This window comes from Variovorax nivicola, from assembly GCF_051216475.1.
In the GTDB taxonomy this organism is placed as follows: domain Bacteria; phylum Pseudomonadota; class Gammaproteobacteria; order Burkholderiales; family Burkholderiaceae_C; genus Variovorax.
The window spans coordinates 417,318-436,187 of sequence record NZ_JBPJZK010000004.1 but is presented as its reverse complement, the minus strand read 5'-3'; the positions used below and the strand labels follow the sequence as shown (position 1 = coordinate 436,187).

Genomic DNA, 18,870 nt, shown 5'->3' with positions numbered 1-18,870 from the left:
GTGCGATGCATACATGGTGCATCCGCGATGCCTGCTCCCCGGCGCGACGGTAGCACGCATCGCGCGGCGCGCGAAGGCGGGAAACTCAGGCCGGCTTCAGACCGGTTCGAGCACGTGAATCAGCTTGCTCTCGGTGAACTCTTTCGTCTTCTCGCTGTGGGCCTTCATGTGCGGTGCGACCGCATGTGCCTGCAGATGCGCCAGCGTTTCCCACTTCTCGACGACCACGAAAGTGTCGGGGCCGAAGCTGGCCTTCGAAGTCGGGATGCCCTGTGCATCGATCGTGGCGCCGTATTCGATGCAGCCCTCTTCGGCCAGCACGGCCGCGCGGTTGGCGGCAAAGGCTTCGAGCAACGTGGCGCGCTGGCCTGGCTTGGCGGTGATGACGGCGACGACGTGAATCATTGAAAGAGTCTCCAGTAGGTAAGGTAGTACGACGGTCGAATCTAAGAGATTCGACGCCGTCGCGCTGGTCCGGTCGGCGACAACACCACGGCCTTGTCCCTATCATCGCCCGCATGTTCTTCCCGCTGCCCCGCACGGCCACCGCGCCCTTCTGCCCGTCCGAAGTGAAAGGCAGCGTCGCCGTTCCGCAAGACCTGCCCTTCTTCAAGAAGCTGATGCGCTACGCGGGCCCGGGCCTGCTGGTGTCGGTCGGCTACATGGACCCGGGCAACTGGGCGACCGACATCGAGGCCGGCTCTCGCTTCGGCTACGGCCTGCTGTTCGTGGTGCTGCTCGCGAGCCTCGCGGCGATGCTGCTGCAGACGCTGTGCGTGCGGCTGGGGCTCGTCGCGCAGAAGGATCTGGCGCGTGCCTGCCGCGAGCACTACTCGCCGCGCGTCAACCACCTGCTGTGGCTTGGCGCCGAGCTGGCCATCGTGGCCTGCGACCTTGCCGAGGTGCTGGGCAGTGCGCTTGCGTTGCACCTGCTGTTCGGCGTGTCGATTCCGGTGGGCATTGCCATCACGGCCTTCGACACGCTGCTGGTGCTGGGCCTGCAGGGGGCGGGCTTCCGCCGTGTCGAGGCCATTGTGCTCGGGCTGGTCGGCACCATCGCGGGTTGCTTCGTCGTCGAGCTGGCGATGGCGCCGCCTAACTGGTTCGGCGTGGCGATGGGCTTCGGCCCGAGCCTGGAGCGGCTGCACCAGCCGGGCGCGCTGTACCTGGCCATCGGCGTCGTCGGTGCGACGGTGATGCCGCACAACCTGTACCTGCATTCGTCCATCGTGCAGACCCGGCTGATCGCCGACACCGATTCGGCGCGGCGCGAGGCGGTGCGCTTCTGCACGCTCGACGCGGTGGTGTCGCTGTCGCTCGCGCTGCTGGTCAACGCGGCCATCATGGTGCTCGCGGCCAGCGCCTTCCATGCCACGGGCCACCGCGAAGTGACCGAGATCGACGACGCTTACCGGCTGCTCGAACCCATCGTCGGCAGTGCGTTCGCGGCCACGCTGTTCGGCATTGCGCTGCTGGCTTCGGGGCAGAGTTCGACCTTCACCGGCACCATCGCGGGCCAGATCATCATGGAAGGTTTTCTCGACCTGAAGATCCCGTGCTGGCAGCGCCGGCTGATCACGCGCGGGCTGGCGCTGGGGCCGGCCTGGCTTGGCGTCTGGTGGTTCGGCGATGGTGGCGTGGGCAAGATGCTGGTGCTCAGCCAGGTGGTGCTGAGCTTTCAGCTGCCCTTTGCGATGTGGCCGCTGATCCGCTTCACGAGCAGCCGCGCGATGATGGGCAGCTTCGCCAACGGGCCGGTGGTCAAGTCGCTGGCGTGGCTGCTGTTCGGCGTGATCGGCGCGGCCAACGTGTGGCTGATCGCCACGGTGGTCTCGGGCAGCTAGCGCTTGCCGGCGTCCTTCCACAGATGCACCAGCGCTTCAGGCGCTTCGGCCTCCGGCACCTCGAAGCTCACGGAAATCTTCTGGTCTTCTTCGGTGCTTTCCACGAGCACCTCGACACGGTAGTAGCGCTGGTCGCCGCTGGACAGCACGGCACCAGCTTGCCCGGCGTACGGCACCGCGCTTTGCAGCGCGTCGCCTATCTGCTGGCGCAGTTCGGCGGTGCAGTCGCCGAGCTGGAAGCTGCGCGGCTGCGACAGGCCGGGCATGTAGGCCAGCCCGCCCTCGCGCGTCACGCGCACGATGGTCGCTTCGTTCAGTGGCGGCAGGCGGATCATGGCGAAATCACTCCCACGCCCTGCCAGGCGCCGGCCACTGCCTTGTGCACCGCGCTGCCGGCGCCGAAGCGTCGCGAGGCGACCTCGGTGCTGAGCGTTGCGAAAGCCTCGAAATCGGCGTCCTGGCGCAGGCGCTTGTCGCATACCGTGTCGTACCAGACACGGCCTGCGGTTTCCCACGCCTGCCCGCCGATGGCGATGGCCGCCAGATAGAAGGCGCGGTTCGGAATGCCCGAGTTGATGTGCACGCCACCGTTGTCCTGCGAAGTGGTGACGAAGTCCCTCATGTGCGCCGGCTGCGGGTCCTTGCCGATCACCGGGTCGTCGTAGGCGGTGCCGGGCTCGGCCATCGAACGCAGGGCCTTGGCCTTCACGCTTGCCATGAAGAGGCCCGCGCCGATCAGCCAGTCGGCCTGCTGCGCCGTCTGCCGCAGCGAGTGCTGCTTGACGAGCACGCCGAACACGTCGCAGATCGATTCGTTGAGTGCGCCGGGCTGCCCCTGGTAGATGAGCCCAGCCTCGTGGTCGATCACGCCGTGCGTGAGCTCGTGGCCGATGATGTCCACCGCAATGGTGAAGCGGTTCATGACCTCGCCGTCGCCATCGCCGAACACCATCTGCTCGCCGTTCCAGAAGGCGTTGTCGTAGTCCTTGCCGTAGTGCACGCTGCCGGTCAGCGGCATGCTCGCGCCGTCGATGGAGTCGCGCTCGTACACGTCGTGGTACAGCCGCCAGGTTGCGCCCAGGTGGTCGTAGGCCTCGTCGGCCGCGATGTCGCCGGTGGCGGGCTTGCCCTCGGTGCGCACCAGCTTTCCTGGCAGCGTGGTTGTGTGCGCCGCGTCGTGGATGGCGCGCTCGGGCGAATTCGGCCGCGCCGGGCGTGGCCGCGCGGCCGTCGTGCTCGCTGTGCCCGAGGCAAGCTTTGGCGGTACGAACCCGCGCAGCGCGCGGTGCTCTCGGTCGATCGTCAGGGTGTTCACTGCACGCGCGCTGGTGGACGCGCTGGCGTGCTCGGCGAGGCGGCTCAGCAGGTACGGCGGTATGAAGCCGGGTGGCAGGATCTGCGGTGTGCGCGACGGCATGGGCGGGCCTTTCGTCGGGTGTCGATTGATTCAAAACACCGTAGCAGAAACACCCGCCCGCGCTTGTCGGATCGAAGCTCAAGCCCTCGGCGGCATGTCGTCTTTTCCGAGCGCGGCGGCCATGAAGTCGACGAAAGTTCGCACGCGTGCCGACAACTGGTGGCGCTGCGGGTACACCGCGTAGATGTCGGCGTCGGGCGTGCGGTAGTTGGCCAGCACCTGCACCAGCCGGCCGCTGCGCAGGTAGCGCGCGATGTCCCATTCGGCGCGCATCAGGATGCCGTGGCCGTCCAGGGCCCAGTTGACCGCGATCTCGCCGTCGTTGGTGCTCAGCGCGCCGCGCGTCTTCACGGCCTCGGTGCGCTGCGCCGTGCCGCGCCCGCTGCTCAGCCGCCATATGCCGTAGGCCTCGTCACCCTGGCGGATGCCGATGCAGCGGTGGTGCGTGAGGTCGTTCGGCACCTTGGGCTGTCCGGCGCGCGCCAGGTAGGCGGGCGAGGCGCACAGCAGCCGCCGGTTCGACGCGATGCGCCGCGCAATCACGCGCGCCTCGGGCGGCGCGCCGAAGCGGATGCAGACGTCGAAGGCGTCGTCGGTCAGCGGCGGCGGATTGACCGAGAGCTGCAGCTGCACTTCCACCTGCGGATGCTTTCTTGCGAACTTCGAGATCAGTGGCGCCACGTGGCTGCGCCCGAAGCCCAGCGTGGCGTTCACGCGCAGCAGGCCCTGCGCCTCGCCCTTCGCGCCGCCGAGCAGCTGCGCCATGTCGTCGATCTCACCGAGGATGCGGCGCGCGTGCGCCACGTAGAGCTCGCCCTCGGGCGTGAGGCTCATGCGCCGCGTGGTGCGGTTCACCAGCGTCACGCCGAGGCGCGCCTCCATCTGCGCGAGCCGCTTGCTCACCGCGGGCGTGCTGATGCCGAGCTCGCGCGCTGCCGCGCTCAGGCTGCCGCAGGCCGAGAGCGCGGAGAAAAAGCCGAGGTCGGCGGGCTGGACCGGAGCAACCATGGGCGATCCGATTGTTGAACTGAGGTTAATGATGGATTCACTTCCGGCGTGAATCATTCGGCACATCGGATCCTACAGTGGGCCTTCACTACAGCGCACACAAGGACATCGATGAGCAGCTACAGCATTGCCACCATTCCCGGCGACGGCATCGGCAAGGAAGTGATCCCGGCGGGCCGCCAGGTGATGGAGGCGCTGGCCGCGGCCTCCGGCGGCGCACTGCATTTCAGCTTCGAAGACTTCGGCTGGGGCGGCGACTGGTATCGCGCGCACGGCGAGATGATGCCGGCCGACGGCCTCGACGCGCTGCGCAAGAAGGACGCCATTCTTTTCGGCTCCGCGGGCGATCCGCACATTCCCGACCACATCACGCTCTGGGGCCTGCGCCTGAAGATCTGCCAGGGCTTCGACCAGTACGCCAACGTGCGGCCCACGCGCATCCTGCCGGGCATCGACGGCCCGCTCAAGCGCTGCGCGCCGGGCCAGCTCGACTGGGTGATCGTGCGCGAGAACTCCGAGGGCGAATACGCTGGCGTCGGCGGCCGCGTGCACCAGGGTCATCCGATCGAAGCCGCCACCGACGTGAGCATGATGACCCGCGCGGGCGTCGAACGCATCATGCGTTTCGCCTTCAGGCTGGCTCGTTCGCGGCCGCGCAAGCTACTCACCGTGGTCACCAAGAGCAACGCGCAGCGCCACGCGATGGTGATGTGGGACGAGATTGCGCTGCAGATCTCGAGAGAGTTCCCCGACGTGAGCTGGGACAAGGAACTCGTCGACGCCTGCACCGCGCGCATGGTCAACCGGCCGGCCTCGCTTGACACCATCGTCGCCACCAACCTGCACGCCGACATCCTCAGCGACCTCGCGGCTGCGCTGGCGGGCAGCCTGGGCATTGCGCCCACCGGCAACATCGATCCGGAGCGGCGCTATCCGTCGATGTTCGAGCCCATCCACGGTTCGGCCTTCGACATCATGGGCAAGGGGCTGGCCAACCCGGTCGGCACCTTCTGGTCGGTGGTGATGCTGCTCGAGCACCTTGGCGAGGCCGAGGCCGCGCGCCGCGTGATGGCTGCGGTGGAACACGTCACGGCCAACCCGTCGCTGCACACGCGCGACCTGGGCGGCAGCGCGACCACCGAGCAGGTGACGCGCGCGGTGTGTGCGCACATTGCCGGCGAGCCCGTGCGGCTTGCGGCCTGACGGGCCGATCGATTCGAGCGAGCGACACGACGGTATCCGCGCGCCTCGATGCGCGCATCACAACAACGAGCCGGAGACAACACCATGACAGCAGCTTCCTTCCCCCAGCGCCACCGGCGCACGGTGCTTCGGGCCGCGGCGCTCGCGCTCGGCCTCGGCGCCTCTGCCCTGGCGTTTGCGCAGCAGCAGCCCGCCGGTTGGCCGACGCGGCCCATCAGCCTCGTCGTGCCCTTCCCCGCCGGCGGCACCACCGACGTGCTGGCCCGCGCGCTGGCCGACAGGCTTTCGCAATCGCTCGGCCAGCCGGTGGTGGTCGAGAGCAAGCCCGGCGCCGGCGCCACGCTCGGCGCCGACTACGTGGCCAAGGCCAAGCCCGACGGCTACACGCTGCTCATGGGCGCGGTGCACCACACCATCGCCACCAGCGTCTACAAGAAGCTGCCCTACGACTTCCAGAAAGACCTGGCACCGATCACCGTCGTGGCCATGGTGCCCAACGTGCTGGTCATCAACGCCGCCAACACGCCCGCGAAGAGCGTGGCCGAACTGGTCGCGCTCGCCAAGGCCGAGCCCGGCAAGCTGGCCTACGGCTCCAACGGCAACGGCACGGCGCAGCATTTGATCGGCACGCAGTTCCAGTCGAGCACCGGCACCACGCTGCTGCACGTGCCCTACAAGGGCAGCGGTCCGCTCACGACCGACCTGCTCGGCGGGCAGGTGGCGATGTCCTTCGACACCATCACCCCGGTGCTGCAGCACATCAAGGGCGGCAAGCTGCGCGCGCTGGCCGTGACCACCGCGCGCCGCTCGTCGGTGCTGCCGGACGTGCCGACGCTGGAGGAAGCGGGGCTCAAGGGCTTCGACATCGGCACCTGGTTCGGCGTGCTCGCGCCGGTCGCCACGCCGAAGGAGATCGTCGCGCGCCTCAATGCCGAGATGGTGAAGATCATCCACTCGCCCGATTTCGCGCAGCGCATGCAGGCTATCGGCGCCGAGCCGCTGGGCGGCACGCAGGACGAAATGGCGCGGCAGATCCGCGAGGAAACGGCCAGGTTCGCGAAACTCGTCAAAGAGGGCGGCGTGGTGATCGACTAGCGAACGGCCTGTTACGGGTGTGCACACCTCGCTGCGACGGGCGCGTTGCCGAGGTCATAGGATCGGGGCTTCCGAATTCACCGCCATCCCGCCCATGTTCATCGTCACGCTCACCTACATCCGCCCACTCGAAGAAGTCGACGCGCTGATGGACCCGCACATGGTCTGGCTGAAGAAGCACTACGAAAGCGGATTGTTCGTGGCTTCGGGCCGCCAGGTGCCGCGCAAGGGTGGCGTGATCCTCGCCCGGTCGGGCGACCGTGAAGGGCTGGAGGCCGTGCTGGCGCGCGACCCGTTCGTGCAGGGCGGCGTGGCGCGCGCCGACGTGACCGAGTTCATCCCGAGCATGACGGCCCCCAGCATCGAGGTGCTCAAGAAGTTCTGACGAAGAACGTCTTTTTTCTCAGGCCCCCGGCACTTCCTCGCGACCGCCCGGGTGCCGCGCAAAGCGCACGGCTTCGCGGTCGTGCACCGGCGCCGGATCGGCCCACGGCCAGCCGCCGAACTGCGTGCGGCGGTAGTCGGCCATGGTCTGGCTGATCTCGGCCTGCGTGTTCATCACGAAGGGGCCGTACTGCGCCACCGGCTCGGCGATCGGGCGGCCCTGCAGCACCAGGAACTCGCTCGTCTCGTCGTTGCCGTTGACGATCTCGACGGCCACATTCGCGCGCAGCTCGACAGCGGTCGGGCCTTCCACGCGCTCGCCGGCAATGTGCGCCACCGCCCCCTTGAAGAAGTACAGCATGCGCCGCGTGCCTTCGCCCGTGGCGGCCGGCAGCGTCCATTGAGCGCCGGGCGTCATCTTCAGCGTCCAGATTGCCACGTCGGCATCGGCCTGGGCGGCCCATGAATCGGGCGGCGGCGCCAGCGGCTGGATCGGGTCCTGCCCGCCGGCGGCGTCGCCGAGCCGGCCCGCGATCACCGCGACCTCGGTGCGGCCGCCCTTCGCGTCGTCGGAGGCGAAGCGCGGAATGGCGTCGGACCAGAACATCGTGAAGTGCGGCTCGGCCATCTTGCTCCTGGCCGGCAGGTTGAGCCAGATCTGGAACAGCTCCAGCGGGTTCGGCGCGCTGTCGTCGAGCAGCGGGAACATTTCAGAGTGCACGATGCCCTTGCCGGCCGTGAGCCACTGCACGTCGCCGCCGCCGAAGCGCGCGGTGGCGCCCAGCGAGTCGGAATGGTCGACCAGGCCCTTGCGCACGATGGTCACGGTCTCGAAGCCACGGTGCGGGTGCGAGGGAAAGCCTGGCACCGTGTCGCCGTGGTACATGCTCCAGCCGTCCTTGCGGCTGAAGTCCTGGCCGATCTGGCGGCCGGCCAGCGAGGCCTCGGGCCCCATGCGGCCGTTGGCCTTCGGGTAGGCGTCGTCGTGGTAGACGCAGAACAGGAAGGGGTCGATCGTCTGCCACGGGAAGCCGAGAGGCGCGATCTGCACGATGGGGCTCTTGTTGTTGTCGGTCATGTCGATATTCCTTTCCATGTGGGGCGCGGCCGATGATGCCGCGCCAGTGAATGGAATATCGGGGCGCCGCCGTCTTCCGGTAGAGGCCTTCCGTGCAACAGTGAAGAGCGCGTATGGAACGATGGGCATCGCTCTTCTCCCCTTCAGCGCGGGTCCGTGGCTCTTTACTGCTTCGGCATTTCGGCGTTCGGGTCCATGTACACCAGCTCCCACAGGTGGCCGTCGATGTCCTGGAAGCCGTGGCCGTACATGAAGCCGTAGTCCTTCGGCTCGCTCGGGATGGTGCCGCCCGCGGCCACTGCCTTGGCCACGAGCTCGTCGACTTCGGCGCGGCTCTCGCACGAGAGGCACAGCAGCACTTCGGTGCTCTTGGACGTGTCGGTGAGGCTCTTGGTGGTGAAGGTCTTGAAGAACTCCTCGACCAGCAGCATGACGTGGATGCTGTCCTTCTGGACGACTATGCACGCGGCATTGGCGTCGGTGAACTGCTCGTTGAATGTGTAGCCCAGCGCGGCGAAGAAAGCCTTGGTCTTGTCGAGGTTCTTGACGGGGAGGTTCACGAAGATCTGCTTGGTGGCCATGGTGTCGTCCTGTATCGATGAAGAGTGGATGTGGAGGTGTTTTCCGGTGTTTTGTGTACACCGTCCACAAAAGATATCAAAGAAAATGGACGGCGTCCACATCTTTTTTCAAACGGACAAGTCGGCCAGGGTTCGGGCCAGTGCCAGGGTGCTGCGGTCCTCGAAGTACGGGCCGACGATCTGCAGGCCCAGCGGCAGGCCGTCAGCCGTGCGGCCTGCGGGCGCGACCGTGGCGGGCAGCCCGCCGAGGCTGGCGAGGGCCGACCAGGCGCCTTGCGCGCCGTAGGGCGTCGGGCGGCCGTCGATGGCGAGCGTGCGCCGCGACCAGTCGGGCTCCGTCACATGCTCGAAGGCGGCGCAGCCGAAAGCGGGGCACAGCACAGCGTCGAACTCGCCGAACAGTGTGCGCAACTGCGCGCGGATGCGGGTGCGCGTGGCGAGCAGGTCGAACCAGGCGCGCAGCGAGAGCGGCGATTGGCCGCCCGGCTCGGCATGGGCGAGCACGGTCTGCACGATCTGGTCGTAGGTGTCGCTGACTTCGGCCAGGTCGGGGAGCAGGCCCGACGCGTCGCAGACGCTGGCCCCGGCCTTCGCGAGCCGCTGGCCGGCGGATTCGACGGCCTCACGCACCTCGCCGGCGACAGCTGCCCGCGGATGCGACGCCACCACGAGCACGCGCCAGTTCTTCGCGGCTGCATGGCGCGGTGCGGGCAGCGCTATGCGGCCTTCCGCAACGCGCACCGCATCCGGCCCGGCCAGCACGTCGAGCGCCAGCTCCAGATCGTCCGCGCAATGGCCGATCGGCCCGATCACCGAGGGCAGCCCGGCCAGTACCTCCTCGGTGCCCGGAAACGCAAACCCGCGCACCGGCAGCAGGCCGTGGCTCGGCTTGTGCGCGTACACGCCGCAAAAAGCCGCCGGAATACGCAGCGAGCCCATCAGGTCGGTGCCCATCTCGAGCGCGACCATGCCCGTTGCCACTGCGACGGCCGAGCCACCCGAAGAACCACCCGGCGTGCGCTTCGTATCGAGCGGATGCACCGTGCGGCCGTAGACCGGGTTGGTGCACTGCCAGTCAGCCAGCGCGGGCGGCACGTTGGTCTTGCCGAGGATCACCGCGCCCGCCGCCTTCAGGCGCTGCACGGCCACCGCGTCCTGCGCCGGCACGAAATCGCGAAACGGCGGCAGGCCCCAGGTCGTCGGCAGGCCGGCGACGTTGAAGGCTTCCTTCACCGTCATCGGCACCCCGAGCAGCGGCCGGCGCTCGCCGCGCGCAAGGGCGGTGTCAGCTGCAGCGGCCTGGCTGCGGGCGCGGTCGAAATCGCGCACCACCACTGCGTTGAGCGCGCCGTCGAGCGTCTCGATGCGGGCGATGGCGGCCTCGCAGAGTTCGCTCGCGGTGACCTGCCCGTCAGTCAGCGCCTTGGCGCATTGCGCCGCGCCGGCGGACAGCAGATCGGTCGGATTCGTCGCAGCCATGGTGCAAGCCTTTCTCCCCTACTCCAGCGGCAGATAGAGGTGCGTGCGCAGTTCCGCCTCGGGCGTGTTGCGCGGATCGTCCAGGTAGAGATCGAAGCCCGGCACGTCGCGCGTCGCGTAGCCGGTGGCCGGGAGCCAGTGCCGGTAGATGGCCTTCCACATCGTGTGCAGGCCGGTGTAGGGGCCGACATGGGTGAAGACCGCGTAGCGGCCCGCGGGCAGATGCCACCACGCGAGGCTGCCGCCGAGTGCCACGTCGGGCCGCGCCGGTTCGCCGCGCCCGTCTGGCAGCGAGTGGCCGAACAGCGCGCCGGCAAGGATGCGGCACTCCGCGTCTTCCGGCCCCTGCGGCTCTTCGGGCATCGTCGCGATGGTGTGCGTGACCTGCGGCGCAAGCCCGCTCGCCAGCAGCGCGGGCCACAGCTCGGCGAAGGCCTGCTGCGCCGCGCGGCCCATCGTGCCCTGCGTCATGCCGTGGCCGGTGGTGGTGAGCGCGTCGAACGCGGGTGCCTCGACCCAGCGCGGCTGCAGTGGGCGCGCGTTCGGCATCCCTTCGTCGTCATCGGGAATGTGGCGCTGCGCAAAGAAGTGCGCCCACGCCGGCTCGCTGCCGTCGCGCACGGCCGTCGGCGTGGTGCCCAGCTCGCGCCGCATTGCCTTGGCCAGCGCCTGCGCCGATTCGAAGCCCACCGCCTGAGCGGCCTCCAGCACCGGCGCCGACCGCTGCGCCGCCAGCAGCTCGCAGGCGCGCCGAAGCCGCCGCCACGTCACGTAGCCGCCTACCGTGAGCCCGAAGTACGCATGGAACACGCGATGGAAGTGGTGCCGCGACATGGCCGCCTGGCGCGCCAGCAGATCGACATCGAGCGCCGCATCGAGGTTCGCATCCACATGCGCCGCCGCGCGCGACAGCAGGTCGAGATAGCGCACCGAGGCTTGCGGGGTCGTCGTGCTCATGCGGCCATTCTGGCGGTGGGGCGCGCGGGCGGCGTGTCCCGGAGTGCTCGATGTTGCCCGCATTGCGGGGAGTGAAAAAGACGGGGCATCATGGCCGCCATGGAAATCGAGTTCAAGTTCTGTATTCCCGCCAGCCGCCTGAAGACCGTCGAAGCCGCCCTGAAGCGCGGCGCCGTCGTGCGCACGCGCCTGCAAGCCCGCTACTTCGACACCGCCGACCAGCGGCTCGCCGCCGACGGCATGGTGCTGCGGCTGCGCAAGGAAGGCCGGCGCTGGGTGCAGACCGTGAAGGCCACCGGCGACAACGCGCTGCACCGGCTGGAGCACAACGTCGATCTGGGTACAACGGGCCCTGCGCCGCAGATCGATCCGCAGCGTCATCAGGGCACGCCGGTGGGCGACCGCCTCGGCAAGTTGCTGGCCGAGGGGGGCGGCACGCCGCTGGTCGAGCGGCAATCGACCGACATCGTGCGGCTCACGCGCGACGTGCGCGTCACCGGGCCCGGCGGCGCGGTGGTGGAGACGGCGCTCGACATCGGCAAGGTCGTCGCCCACGCGGGCACGCCCGAGCAACGCGAATCGCCGGTGTGCGAACTGGAGCTGGAACTCAAGCGCGGCGACGTGCAGGGCCTGGTGTCGCTCGCGCGGCGCTGGTCGCAGCAGCATGGGCTGTGGTTCAGCACCGTGTCGAAGGCGGAGCGCGGCGCGCGCCTGCTGGCGGCGCAGGAGACCGTCGAAGCCGTGAAGGCCGAAGCGCCGCGCTTCACCACGCAGCACCCCGACGGGCGGGCCGTCCAGCAGGCCGTGGTGGCATCGTGCCTGGCGCAGATGCTGCCCAATGCCAGCGAGATCGCGGCGGGGAGCACCGATGAAGAGCAGATCCACCAGCTGCGCATCGGCATCCGTCGGCTGCGCTCGGCGTTGCGCGAGCTGCCGGAGCTGGGCCTGTTCGACGCGGCCGAATGGGAGCCGCCGCTGGTCGACGCCTTCCGCGCATTGGGCGCATTGCGCGACCGCGAACAGGTCGTGAAGCTCGCGCAGCCCCGGCTGCGTGAGGCGGGCGCGCCGGATTTCGACCCGCTGGCTGGCGACGACATCGCCACCAACACGCCCTCGCCCGGCGACATCGTGCGCGCTCCGGCGTTCCAGAGCGTGCTCGTATCGCTGATCGGCTTTACCGCTGCGGTGCCCGTGGAAATCGCACCGGCGACAGTCGCCACTGAAGACGGCCCGGCAGTTCCTTCGGCACCCGCGCCGCCTATCAACGCCAATGCCGTGCGCCGCCTGCTGCGCAAACGCCTGCAGCGTCTGCACAAACAGGTGCTGCGCGACGGCGAGCGCTTCGAGTCGCTCGACACCGAAAGTCAGCACCGCGTGCGCAAGCGGCTCAAGCGCCTGCGCTACCTGGCCGAGTTCGTGGCACCGCTGTTCGAGAAGGAAGACGGCAGCGCCGCCGCACGCTACCTGAAGGCGCTGCGCCCCGCGCAGGATGCACTGGGCGAGTTCAACGACGAGGCCGTTGCGCTGGCGCTGTACCGCGAGGCCGTCGAGCGCGATGCGCGTGCGTGGTTCGCGGTGGGATGGTTCACCGCGCGGCATGCAGCCGGCGCGAAGGCCTGCCACAAGGCGCTGGCAAAGATCGAGGATGCGCCGCGGTTCTGGAAGAAGAACTGACCGGGCGGCCGGGCGCCCCTCGGGGCGTCAGTGATGGTGCCCGTGCGCCCCATGCACATGCCGGTGCTCTATTTCCACCGGCAGCGCAGCGCGCACATCCGTCACCTGCAGGCTGAAGCGCAGCGCCTTGCCGGCCCACTGATGGTTGCCGTCGAGCAGCACGACCGGGCCCTTGATCTTCATCACGGTGAACACATGCTCGGTGCCGTCGTCGAGCCGGCCCTGCAACTGGCCGCCCACCTTCACGCCCGGCGGAAAGTCGGTCTTGGGAATGCTGCGCACCAGCGTCTCGTCGCGCTGGCCGAAGGCGTCTTCGGGCGCGAGGTTCAGCACGGTCTGGTAGCCCTTTTCCTTGCCATCGAGCGCTTCCTCGATCTTGGGCAGCGTGTTCTCGTAGCCGCCATGCAGGTAGGCCATCGGCTCGGGGCTCGCCTCGATGAGCTTGCCCTGGGCGTCGGAGACTTTGTACTTGATGGTGACGACGGTGTCTTTTTCGATTTTCATGGGGTGGCATTTTCAGTGGAAACGAAAAGGTGCTGGTGACTAGGCCTTCCCGGAAGAGGAAAGCGACGGCTCCTGCAGCATGTCCATGTGGTCGAGCTTGCTCATCACCAGGTCGATGAACGCCGACACCGCCAGCGGCAGGTGCTTGCGGCTCGGGTAGACCACGCTGAGCCCCCGGCCGGTGTACTCGTACTGCGGCAGCACCCGCACCAGCCGCCCTTCCTGTTCGTCGCGCGTCGCCATTGGCGGCGGCAGCTGCGCAATGCCCAGCCCGGCCAGCGCTGCCTTGCGCAGTGCCTGTGCTGTGTTGCCGGTGAACCGGCCGGTGACCTGCACTTCTTCTTCCACGCCCCCGGGGCCCGTCAGGCGCCAGGTGGTGTGGCCGGCCGGGTGCGGTGGCGTCACGCAGTCGTGGTCCGCCAGCTCCTGCAATGTTGTGGGCTCCCCGTGCCGCGCGATGTAGGCGGGACTTGCCAGCAGGCCGCCGCTGCGGGTGGCCAGTCGCCGGCCGATGTAGCCCGAATCGCGCAGCACGCCGCCGCGGAAGGCCACGTCGATCTGCTCCGCGATGAGGTCGGCGGCCGCGTCGCTGAGCACGAAGTCGAGCTTGACCAGCGGATGCGCGGCCAGGAAGTCGGACACCCATTCCATCGGGAAGAAATCGAAGAAATCCGCCGGCGCCGCCACCCGCACGAGGCCGCTGGGCTCCTGGCCTCCGGCCACCAGCGCCTGCCCGGCGGCAGCCAGTCCGTCGACCAGCCCCGCGCACCGATCATGAAAATCCTGCCCCGCGCTGGTCAGCGTCAGCTTGCGCGTCGAGCGCTGCATCAGCCGCGTGCCCAGTTGCGATTCGAGCTGCTGGATGCGCCGGCTCACGGTGTTGGGCGGCAGGCCCAGCCGCCGGGCCGCCTCGGCAAAGCTGCCGTAGCGCACCACCTGCACGAACATGGCGACGTCGTTGAGGTCGAACATGGCGGGTTGATTCCTTCAGTTTGTGGACGAGTGCAATCCGACTCTACCGTCTAGTCGATCAATGGGTGCGTGCCTAACCTTATGCCCATGACTACTTCATCTACTTCCTCTCCCACGCAGCGCCGCATCGTCTGGGGCGTTCGCATCCTGCTCGCGCTGGCTTTCGGCGCCGCCGGCGCTTCCAAGCTGGCTGGCGTGCCGCAGATGGTCCAGGTGTTCGACGCGATCGGCTTCGGCCAGTGGTTCCGCTACGTGACTGGCCTCGTCGAGGTCGGCGGCGCGCTGCTGCTGCTCGTGCCCGCAACCGGCTTCCTCGGCGGCCTGCTGCTGGCCGTGACCATGGTCTGCGGCGTGGCCACGCACCTGGTGCTGATCGGCGGCAACCCCGCGCCGGCGCTGGTGCTGGCGCTGCTGTCGGGCTTCGTCGCCTGGCGCCTGCGGCCCGTGTCCCGGCTGGCCGTCACCGCGGCCTGACCCCCTCTTCATCTTCTTCAACTTTCCTTGGAGCACCCCATGACCCAGCAACAACCCCGCATCGGCATCATCCTCGGCTCGACCCGCGAAGGCCGCTTCGGTGAAAAGCCCGCGCAATGGATCCACGAGATCGCGAAGCAGCGCACCGACCTCGCCTTCGAGCTGGTCGACCTGCGCGACCATCCGCTGCCCTTCTTCAACGAGGCGGGCGCGCCGGCCTGGGGGCCGGTGAAGAACGAGGCTGCGCAGCGCTGGCAGGCCAAGCTGGCCACCTTCGACGGCCTGGTCGTCGTCACGCCCGAATACAACCACGGCCCGAGCGCGGTGCTGAAGAACGCGATCGACTGGGTCTACAAGGAATTCACCCGCAAGCCGATCGGCTTCGTGGGCTACGGCGGCGTGGGCGCGGCACGGGCCGTGGAGCAGCTGCGGCTGGTGGCGGTCGAGATGCAGATGGCGCCGGTGCGCAACGCCGTGCACATCGGCATGGTCGAGTTCCTCGGCATCTGGCAGCAGGGCAAGAGCTTCGACGACTTCCCGCACCTCGCGCAGTCAGCCACCGGCATGCTCGACGACATCGCCTGGTGGGCCAAGGCGCTGAAGACCGCGAGGGAGGCCGTATGACCACCGCTGTCGAAACAACGCTGGCCCGCGCCATCGTCTACCGCACGCGCGGCTCGCAGCACGGCGGCATCACGCGGCTGGTGAGCCCCGGCGACCTGGGCGAGTTTCTCAAGCCCTTCGTGTTCCTCGACCTCTTCGGCTTCGACATCGCGGGTGGCCACAAGGGCTTCGGCCTGCACCCGCACTCGGGCATTGCCACGCTCACTTATCTGATCGAGGGCGACACGCTCTATGAAGACACGACCGGCGAGCAAGGCACGCTGCTCGGCGGCGGCGTGGAGTGGATGCGCGCCGGCAACGGCGTGTGGCACACCGGCGGACCCGCGCCGGGCGTGAAGCGCGTGCGCGGCTTCCAGCTGTGGGTGGCGCTGCCGGCCTCGGAAGAGAACGCACCGGCGCAAAGCATTTACCTCGCGCCCTCGCAGGTGCCGCAGAAAGGCCCGGCGCGCGTGCTGCTCGGGCGCTACGGCGCGGCGCGCAGCGCAATTGCGGCGCCGGCCCAGATGAACTACCTGGCCGTGCAGTTGAAAGACGGCGAGCGCTGGAGCTACGCGCCGCCCGCCGGCCACACGGTGGGCTGGGTCGCGGTCAACGAAGGTGCGCTCGAAACAGGCGACGACAGGGGCGGCCCCATCGGCGCGGGCGAACTGGCGGTGTTCGAGGAATCGAGCGCGGTCATCGACTTCGTGGCTCGCGGCGACACGTCCTTCGTGCTGGGCTCGGCGGTGAAGCACCCGCATGAGCTGGTAATGGGCCATTACTCGGTGCACACCAGCCGGGCGACGCTCGACCAGGGTGAGGCCGAAATCCGGCGCCTTGGTGCGAAGCTGCGCCAGGAAGGGCGCCTGCCCTAGCACCCCGTCGGTGCGCCCGGGCGCACGAACGACAGCCTCCAACCATGCCGGCGGTGCGCACTTTCATCTGCGCGCCGCCGGCGTTTTTGCGTTTCGCCCTCTGAACGGCACTGGTCTGGAGGGCCACCCAAGGGCTTACCCCATCACGCGGGCCCGCATATTGCTTAAGACTGTCGCTGGTTGACTGTCGACAGATTGCAGTCAATCCGACGAACCCATCAACAAGGCAAGGCCCGCCCGGCCGGGTCTGTGAAAAGGAACGCGATATGCAACTGCACGCAGTGGACCGCAAGGCCCCACCCGTCTCCGAAGCCGAGCGCCAGGTCCGACAAGACCTTGCCGCGGCCTACCGGCTGGTGGCGCACTACGGCATGGACGACAGCATCTACACGCACATCTCCGCGCGTGTGCCGGGAACCGAAGACCAGTTCCTCATCAACCCCTTCGGCATGCTGTTCCGCGACATCACGGCCTCGTCGCTGGTCAAGATCGATCTGGAAGGCCGCATCCTCGACGATTCGCCCTACGACGTGAACCCGGCCGGCTTCACCATCCACAGCGCCGTGCACGCGGCGCGCCACGACGCGGCCTGCGTGCTGCACACCCACACGGTGGCGGGTGTGGCGGTGTCCTCGCTGGCCGGTGGGCTGCAGCCCTGCAACCAGTGGGCGCTGCAGTTCTATCAGCGCGTGGTCTATCACGACTTCGAGGGCATCGCGCTCGACCCCGAGGAGCGCGAGCGCCTCGTGGCCGACCTGGGCCCGACGGCGCGCGCGCTCATCCTGCGCAACCACGGCCTGGTGACGCTGGGCCGCACGGTGTCGGAAGCCTTCATCCTGATGCTGAACCTGGAGCGCGCCTGCCGCGTGCAGGTCGCCATCCAGTCGAGCGGCCTGCCGGTGTATCCGGTGCCGGCCGAGGTCTGCGAAAAGACCGCGCAGCAGTACGAGGCCGGCGGCGGCAGCTACCTGCCCGGCCAATCCGACCCGAACGCGCGCGAATGGCGCGCGATGCTGCAGCGCATCGAGCCCGCACCGGCCACGTCGTTCCGCGACTGAGCCGCCCCGCTTTCCTTTTCCCCTCCCGTCCCCCTGACCCTGTCCACCACCTCGCAAGAGCCAGAAGGAGTTCGCCCTCATGAAACGTCGCAACCTCATCCAGATGGGTGCCGCTGCCACCGCCGGCCTGACGCTGGCCGGCGTTCCCCTGCATCTTCTGGCCGCGGGCAGGAAGGGCGGCGTGATCAACGCCGTCGTCCAGCCGGAGCCGCCGGGGCTGATGCTGGGCATCACTCAGAACGGCCCCACGCAGATGATCTCCGGCAACATCTACGAAGGCCTGCTGCGCTACGACGAGAAGATCACCCCGCTGCCCTCGCTGGCCACCGCGTGGACCGTCAACAAGGAAGGCACGCTCTACACCTTCAAGCTCAAGCCCGGCGTCACCTGGCATGACGGCAAGCCCTTCACCTCGGCCGACGTGGTGTTCTCGGCCGACGTGTTCCTGCGCAAGACGCATGCGCGCCTGCGGGCCAACCTGGCCGCGGTGGAAAGCATCCGCGCGGTCGATCCGCTCACGGTCGAGTTCAAGCTCAAGTACCCCTTCGGCCCCTTCATCGGCATCTTCGAGGTCGGCAGCATGCCGATGGTCCCGAAGCACATCTACGAGGGCACCGACTTCGCGACCAACCCCGCCAACGCAACGCCCATCGGCACCGGGCCGTTCAAGTTCAAGGAGTGGGTCAAGGGCTCGTACATCCAGCTCGTGGCCAACGACAAGTACCACGTCAAAGATGTTCCGCTGGTCGACAGCGTCTACTTCCACGTCATTCCCGACGCGGCCTCGCGCGCCGCGGCCTTCGAATCGGGCAAGGTCGACCTGGTGCCCGGCGGCGCGGTCGAGTACTTCGACGTGCAGCGCCTGTCCAAGCTGCCGGGCGTCGCGGTCACCACCAAGGGCTGGGAGTTCTTCGCGCCGCATTCGTGGCTGTGGCTGAACAACCGCAAGGCGCCGATGGACAACGTCAAGTTCCGCCAGGCCGTGATGTTCGCCATCGACCGCGAGGCCATGGCCAAGATCGCATGGCAGGGCTTTGCCAAGCCTGCCACCGGGCCGTTCAACAGCAACATCAAGTTCTATAGCACCGACGTTGCCAAGTACCCGCGCAATGTGGAAACGGCCAAGAAGCTGCTCGCCGAATCGGGCTACAAGGGCGAGACGCTGCGGCTGCTGCCGCTGCCCTACGGCGAGACCTGGTCGCGGCAGGCCGAGATCCTGAAGCAGAACCTGGCCCAGGCCGGCATCAAGGTCGAGATGACCGCCACCGACGTGGCCGGCTGGAACCAGCGCCTGAACGACTGGGACTACGACCTCGCCTTCACCTACGTCTACCAGTACGGCGACCCGGCGCTGGGCGTGGCGCGCAACTACACCACCGCCAACATCGCCAAGGGCTCGCCCTTCAACAACGTCGAGGGCTACTCCAATCCGAAGATCGACGAGCTGTTCGATTCCGGCGCGCGCGAGACCGACCCCGAGAAGCGCAAGGCCATCTACCTGCAGGCGCAAAAAATCCTGCTCGACGAAGTGCCCGTGGCCTGGCTGCTGGAGCTCAACTTCCCCACGCTCTACCGCACCAAGCTCAGCAACATCGTGAGCTCGGGCATCGGCCTCAACGACAGCCTCGGCAACGCAAGCGTCGGCTGACGCGCGGAGTGACGAC

General features: G+C 68.3%; 20 protein-coding genes. 10 read left to right on the top strand and 10 right to left on the bottom strand.

Features of this window, described 5'->3' with window-relative positions; translation table 11 throughout:
• Positions 1 to 96 precede the first annotated feature (96 nt).
• Entirely contained in the window at positions 97 to 405 is a 309-nt protein-coding gene (locus tag ACSFBF_RS18795; protein WP_435469532.1) for a putative quinol monooxygenase, read from the bottom strand.
• Between the two features lie 113 nt (positions 406 to 518).
• On the opposite strand from ACSFBF_RS18795, the gene ACSFBF_RS18790 reads away from it, so the two are divergent.
• On the top strand, positions 519 to 1,844 hold the full coding sequence (locus tag ACSFBF_RS18790; protein ID WP_435469530.1) for an Nramp family divalent metal transporter: 1,326 nt from the start codon (positions 519 to 521) through the stop codon (positions 1,842 to 1,844).
• Here ACSFBF_RS18790 and ACSFBF_RS18785 read toward each other — a convergent pair.
• The 3 genes from ACSFBF_RS18785 to ACSFBF_RS18775 form a co-directional block, all read right to left on the bottom strand.
• A complete protein-coding gene (locus ACSFBF_RS18785) occupies positions 1,841 to 2,179 on the bottom strand; it encodes a protealysin inhibitor emfourin (protein WP_435469528.1) in 339 nt (112 codons plus the stop codon). The two genes, ACSFBF_RS18790 and ACSFBF_RS18785, sit on opposite strands and share 4 nt — an antisense overlap.
• A complete protein-coding gene (locus ACSFBF_RS18780) occupies positions 2,176 to 3,261 on the bottom strand; it encodes a M4 family metallopeptidase (RefSeq protein WP_435469526.1) in 1,086 nt (361 codons plus the stop codon). The genes ACSFBF_RS18785 and ACSFBF_RS18780 overlap by 4 nt, the downstream gene beginning before the upstream one ends.
• A gap of 78 nt (positions 3,262 to 3,339) precedes the next feature.
• Positions 3,340 to 4,269, bottom strand: coding sequence for a LysR family transcriptional regulator (locus tag ACSFBF_RS18775; RefSeq protein ID WP_435469524.1), 930 nt, complete (start codon positions 4,267 to 4,269; stop codon positions 3,340 to 3,342).
• Between the two features lie 111 nt (positions 4,270 to 4,380).
• On the opposite strand from ACSFBF_RS18775, the gene ACSFBF_RS18770 reads away from it, so the two are divergent.
• The 3 genes from ACSFBF_RS18770 to ACSFBF_RS18760 all read left to right on the top strand — a co-directional run bounded on the left by ACSFBF_RS18770 (position 4,381) and on the right by ACSFBF_RS18760 (position 6,952).
• Positions 4,381 to 5,472 carry a tartrate dehydrogenase gene (locus ACSFBF_RS18770; protein ID WP_435469522.1) on the top strand — a complete coding sequence of 364 codons (1,092 nt, stop codon included), beginning with the start codon at positions 4,381 to 4,383 and terminating at the stop codon, positions 5,470 to 5,472.
• Between the two features lie 84 nt (positions 5,473 to 5,556).
• Positions 5,557 to 6,567, top strand: coding sequence for a tripartite tricarboxylate transporter substrate binding protein (locus ACSFBF_RS18765; protein WP_435469520.1), 1,011 nt, complete (start codon positions 5,557 to 5,559; stop codon positions 6,565 to 6,567).
• Between the two features lie 94 nt (positions 6,568 to 6,661).
• Positions 6,662 to 6,952, top strand: coding sequence for a YciI family protein (locus ACSFBF_RS18760; protein WP_435469519.1), 291 nt, complete (start codon positions 6,662 to 6,664; stop codon positions 6,950 to 6,952).
• An 18-nt stretch (positions 6,953 to 6,970) separates the two neighbouring features.
• Here ACSFBF_RS18760 and ACSFBF_RS18755 read toward each other — a convergent pair whose 3' ends face one another.
• The 4 genes from ACSFBF_RS18755 to ACSFBF_RS18740 all read right to left on the bottom strand — a co-directional run bounded on the left by ACSFBF_RS18755 (position 6,971) and on the right by ACSFBF_RS18740 (position 11,046).
• Entirely contained in the window at positions 6,971 to 8,029 is a 1,059-nt protein-coding gene (locus ACSFBF_RS18755) for a pirin family protein (protein WP_435469517.1), read from the bottom strand.
• 164 nt (positions 8,030 to 8,193) lie between these two features.
• Positions 8,194 to 8,610 carry a VOC family protein gene (locus ACSFBF_RS18750; RefSeq protein ID WP_435469515.1) on the bottom strand — a complete coding sequence of 139 codons (417 nt, stop codon included), beginning with the start codon at positions 8,608 to 8,610 and terminating at the stop codon, positions 8,194 to 8,196.
• A gap of 108 nt (positions 8,611 to 8,718) precedes the next feature.
• Positions 8,719 to 10,089 carry an amidase family protein gene (locus tag ACSFBF_RS18745; protein WP_435469513.1) on the bottom strand — a complete coding sequence of 457 codons (1,371 nt, stop codon included), beginning with the start codon at positions 10,087 to 10,089 and terminating at the stop codon, positions 8,719 to 8,721.
• 18 nt (positions 10,090 to 10,107) lie between these two features.
• Positions 10,108 to 11,046, bottom strand: a complete 939-nt coding sequence (locus tag ACSFBF_RS18740) for an AraC family transcriptional regulator (RefSeq protein WP_435469511.1) — start codon at positions 11,044 to 11,046, stop codon at positions 10,108 to 10,110.
• 90 nt (positions 11,047 to 11,136) lie between these two features.
• Between ACSFBF_RS18740 and ACSFBF_RS18735 the strand changes: the two genes are divergently transcribed.
• The gene (locus ACSFBF_RS18735; RefSeq protein WP_435469509.1) at positions 11,137 to 12,720 is read left to right on the top strand and encodes a CYTH and CHAD domain-containing protein; all 1,584 of its coding nucleotides are present in this window, start codon (positions 11,137 to 11,139) and stop codon (positions 12,718 to 12,720) included.
• 27 nt (positions 12,721 to 12,747) lie between these two features.
• Here the strand turns inward: ACSFBF_RS18735 and ACSFBF_RS18730 are convergent, their stop codons facing one another.
• Positions 12,748 to 13,224 carry an FKBP-type peptidyl-prolyl cis-trans isomerase gene (locus ACSFBF_RS18730; RefSeq protein ID WP_435469507.1) on the bottom strand — a complete coding sequence of 159 codons (477 nt, stop codon included), beginning with the start codon at positions 13,222 to 13,224 and terminating at the stop codon, positions 12,748 to 12,750.
• 39 nt (positions 13,225 to 13,263) lie between these two features.
• A complete protein-coding gene (locus ACSFBF_RS18725) occupies positions 13,264 to 14,196 on the bottom strand; it encodes a LysR family transcriptional regulator (RefSeq protein ID WP_435469505.1) in 933 nt (310 codons plus the stop codon).
• An 87-nt stretch (positions 14,197 to 14,283) separates the two neighbouring features.
• Between ACSFBF_RS18725 and ACSFBF_RS18720 the strand changes: the two genes are divergently transcribed.
• From ACSFBF_RS18720 to ACSFBF_RS18700, 5 genes are all read left to right on the top strand, one after another.
• A complete protein-coding gene (locus ACSFBF_RS18720; protein ID WP_435469503.1) occupies positions 14,284 to 14,670 on the top strand; it encodes a DoxX family protein in 387 nt (128 codons plus the stop codon).
• 39 nt (positions 14,671 to 14,709) lie between these two features.
• Positions 14,710 to 15,294, top strand: a complete 585-nt coding sequence (locus tag ACSFBF_RS18715; protein ID WP_435469501.1) for an NADPH-dependent FMN reductase — start codon at positions 14,710 to 14,712, stop codon at positions 15,292 to 15,294.
• Entirely contained in the window at positions 15,291 to 16,148 is an 858-nt protein-coding gene (locus ACSFBF_RS18710; RefSeq protein WP_435469499.1) for a pirin family protein, read from the top strand. Before ACSFBF_RS18715 ends, ACSFBF_RS18710 begins: the two co-directional genes overlap by 4 nt.
• A 266-nt stretch (positions 16,149 to 16,414) precedes the next feature.
• Positions 16,415 to 17,206 (top strand): class II aldolase/adducin family protein, encoded by a 792-nt coding sequence (locus ACSFBF_RS18705; RefSeq protein ID WP_435469497.1) that lies wholly within the window; start codon positions 16,415 to 16,417, stop codon positions 17,204 to 17,206.
• A gap of 79 nt (positions 17,207 to 17,285) precedes the next feature.
• The gene (locus ACSFBF_RS18700; protein WP_435469495.1) at positions 17,286 to 18,854 is read left to right on the top strand and encodes an ABC transporter substrate-binding protein; all 1,569 of its coding nucleotides are present in this window, start codon (positions 17,286 to 17,288) and stop codon (positions 18,852 to 18,854) included.
• The last annotated feature ends 16 nt before the right edge of the window (positions 18,855 to 18,870 follow it).

Coding starts and splice junctions, on each gene's coding strand:
- ACSFBF_RS18795 (WP_435469532.1), bottom strand. CDS start 405: ATGATTCACGTCGTCGCCGTCATCACCGCCAAGCCAGGCCAGCGCGCC.
- ACSFBF_RS18790 (WP_435469530.1), top strand. CDS start 519: ATGTTCTTCCCGCTGCCCCGCACGGCCACCGCGCCCTTCTGCCCGTCC.
- ACSFBF_RS18785 (WP_435469528.1), bottom strand. CDS start 2,179: ATGATCCGCCTGCCGCCACTGAACGAAGCGACCATCGTGCGCGTGACG.
- ACSFBF_RS18780 (WP_435469526.1), bottom strand. CDS start 3,261: ATGCCGTCGCGCACACCGCAGATCCTGCCACCCGGCTTCATACCGCCG.
- ACSFBF_RS18775 (WP_435469524.1), bottom strand. CDS start 4,269: ATGGTTGCTCCGGTCCAGCCCGCCGACCTCGGCTTTTTCTCCGCGCTC.
- ACSFBF_RS18770 (WP_435469522.1), top strand. CDS start 4,381: ATGAGCAGCTACAGCATTGCCACCATTCCCGGCGACGGCATCGGCAAG.
- ACSFBF_RS18765 (WP_435469520.1), top strand. CDS start 5,557: ATGACAGCAGCTTCCTTCCCCCAGCGCCACCGGCGCACGGTGCTTCGG.
- ACSFBF_RS18760 (WP_435469519.1), top strand. CDS start 6,662: ATGTTCATCGTCACGCTCACCTACATCCGCCCACTCGAAGAAGTCGAC.
- ACSFBF_RS18755 (WP_435469517.1), bottom strand. CDS start 8,029: ATGACCGACAACAACAAGAGCCCCATCGTGCAGATCGCGCCTCTCGGC.
- ACSFBF_RS18750 (WP_435469515.1), bottom strand. CDS start 8,610: ATGGCCACCAAGCAGATCTTCGTGAACCTCCCCGTCAAGAACCTCGAC.
- ACSFBF_RS18745 (WP_435469513.1), bottom strand. CDS start 10,089: ATGGCTGCGACGAATCCGACCGATCTGCTGTCCGCCGGCGCGGCGCAA.
- ACSFBF_RS18740 (WP_435469511.1), bottom strand. CDS start 11,046: ATGAGCACGACGACCCCGCAAGCCTCGGTGCGCTATCTCGACCTGCTG.
- ACSFBF_RS18735 (WP_435469509.1), top strand. CDS start 11,137: ATGGCCGCCATGGAAATCGAGTTCAAGTTCTGTATTCCCGCCAGCCGC.
- ACSFBF_RS18730 (WP_435469507.1), bottom strand. CDS start 13,224: ATGAAAATCGAAAAAGACACCGTCGTCACCATCAAGTACAAAGTCTCC.
- ACSFBF_RS18725 (WP_435469505.1), bottom strand. CDS start 14,196: ATGTTCGACCTCAACGACGTCGCCATGTTCGTGCAGGTGGTGCGCTAC.
- ACSFBF_RS18720 (WP_435469503.1), top strand. CDS start 14,284: ATGACTACTTCATCTACTTCCTCTCCCACGCAGCGCCGCATCGTCTGG.
- ACSFBF_RS18715 (WP_435469501.1), top strand. CDS start 14,710: ATGACCCAGCAACAACCCCGCATCGGCATCATCCTCGGCTCGACCCGC.
- ACSFBF_RS18710 (WP_435469499.1), top strand. CDS start 15,291: ATGACCACCGCTGTCGAAACAACGCTGGCCCGCGCCATCGTCTACCGC.
- ACSFBF_RS18705 (WP_435469497.1), top strand. CDS start 16,415: ATGCAACTGCACGCAGTGGACCGCAAGGCCCCACCCGTCTCCGAAGCC.
- ACSFBF_RS18700 (WP_435469495.1), top strand. CDS start 17,286: ATGAAACGTCGCAACCTCATCCAGATGGGTGCCGCTGCCACCGCCGGC.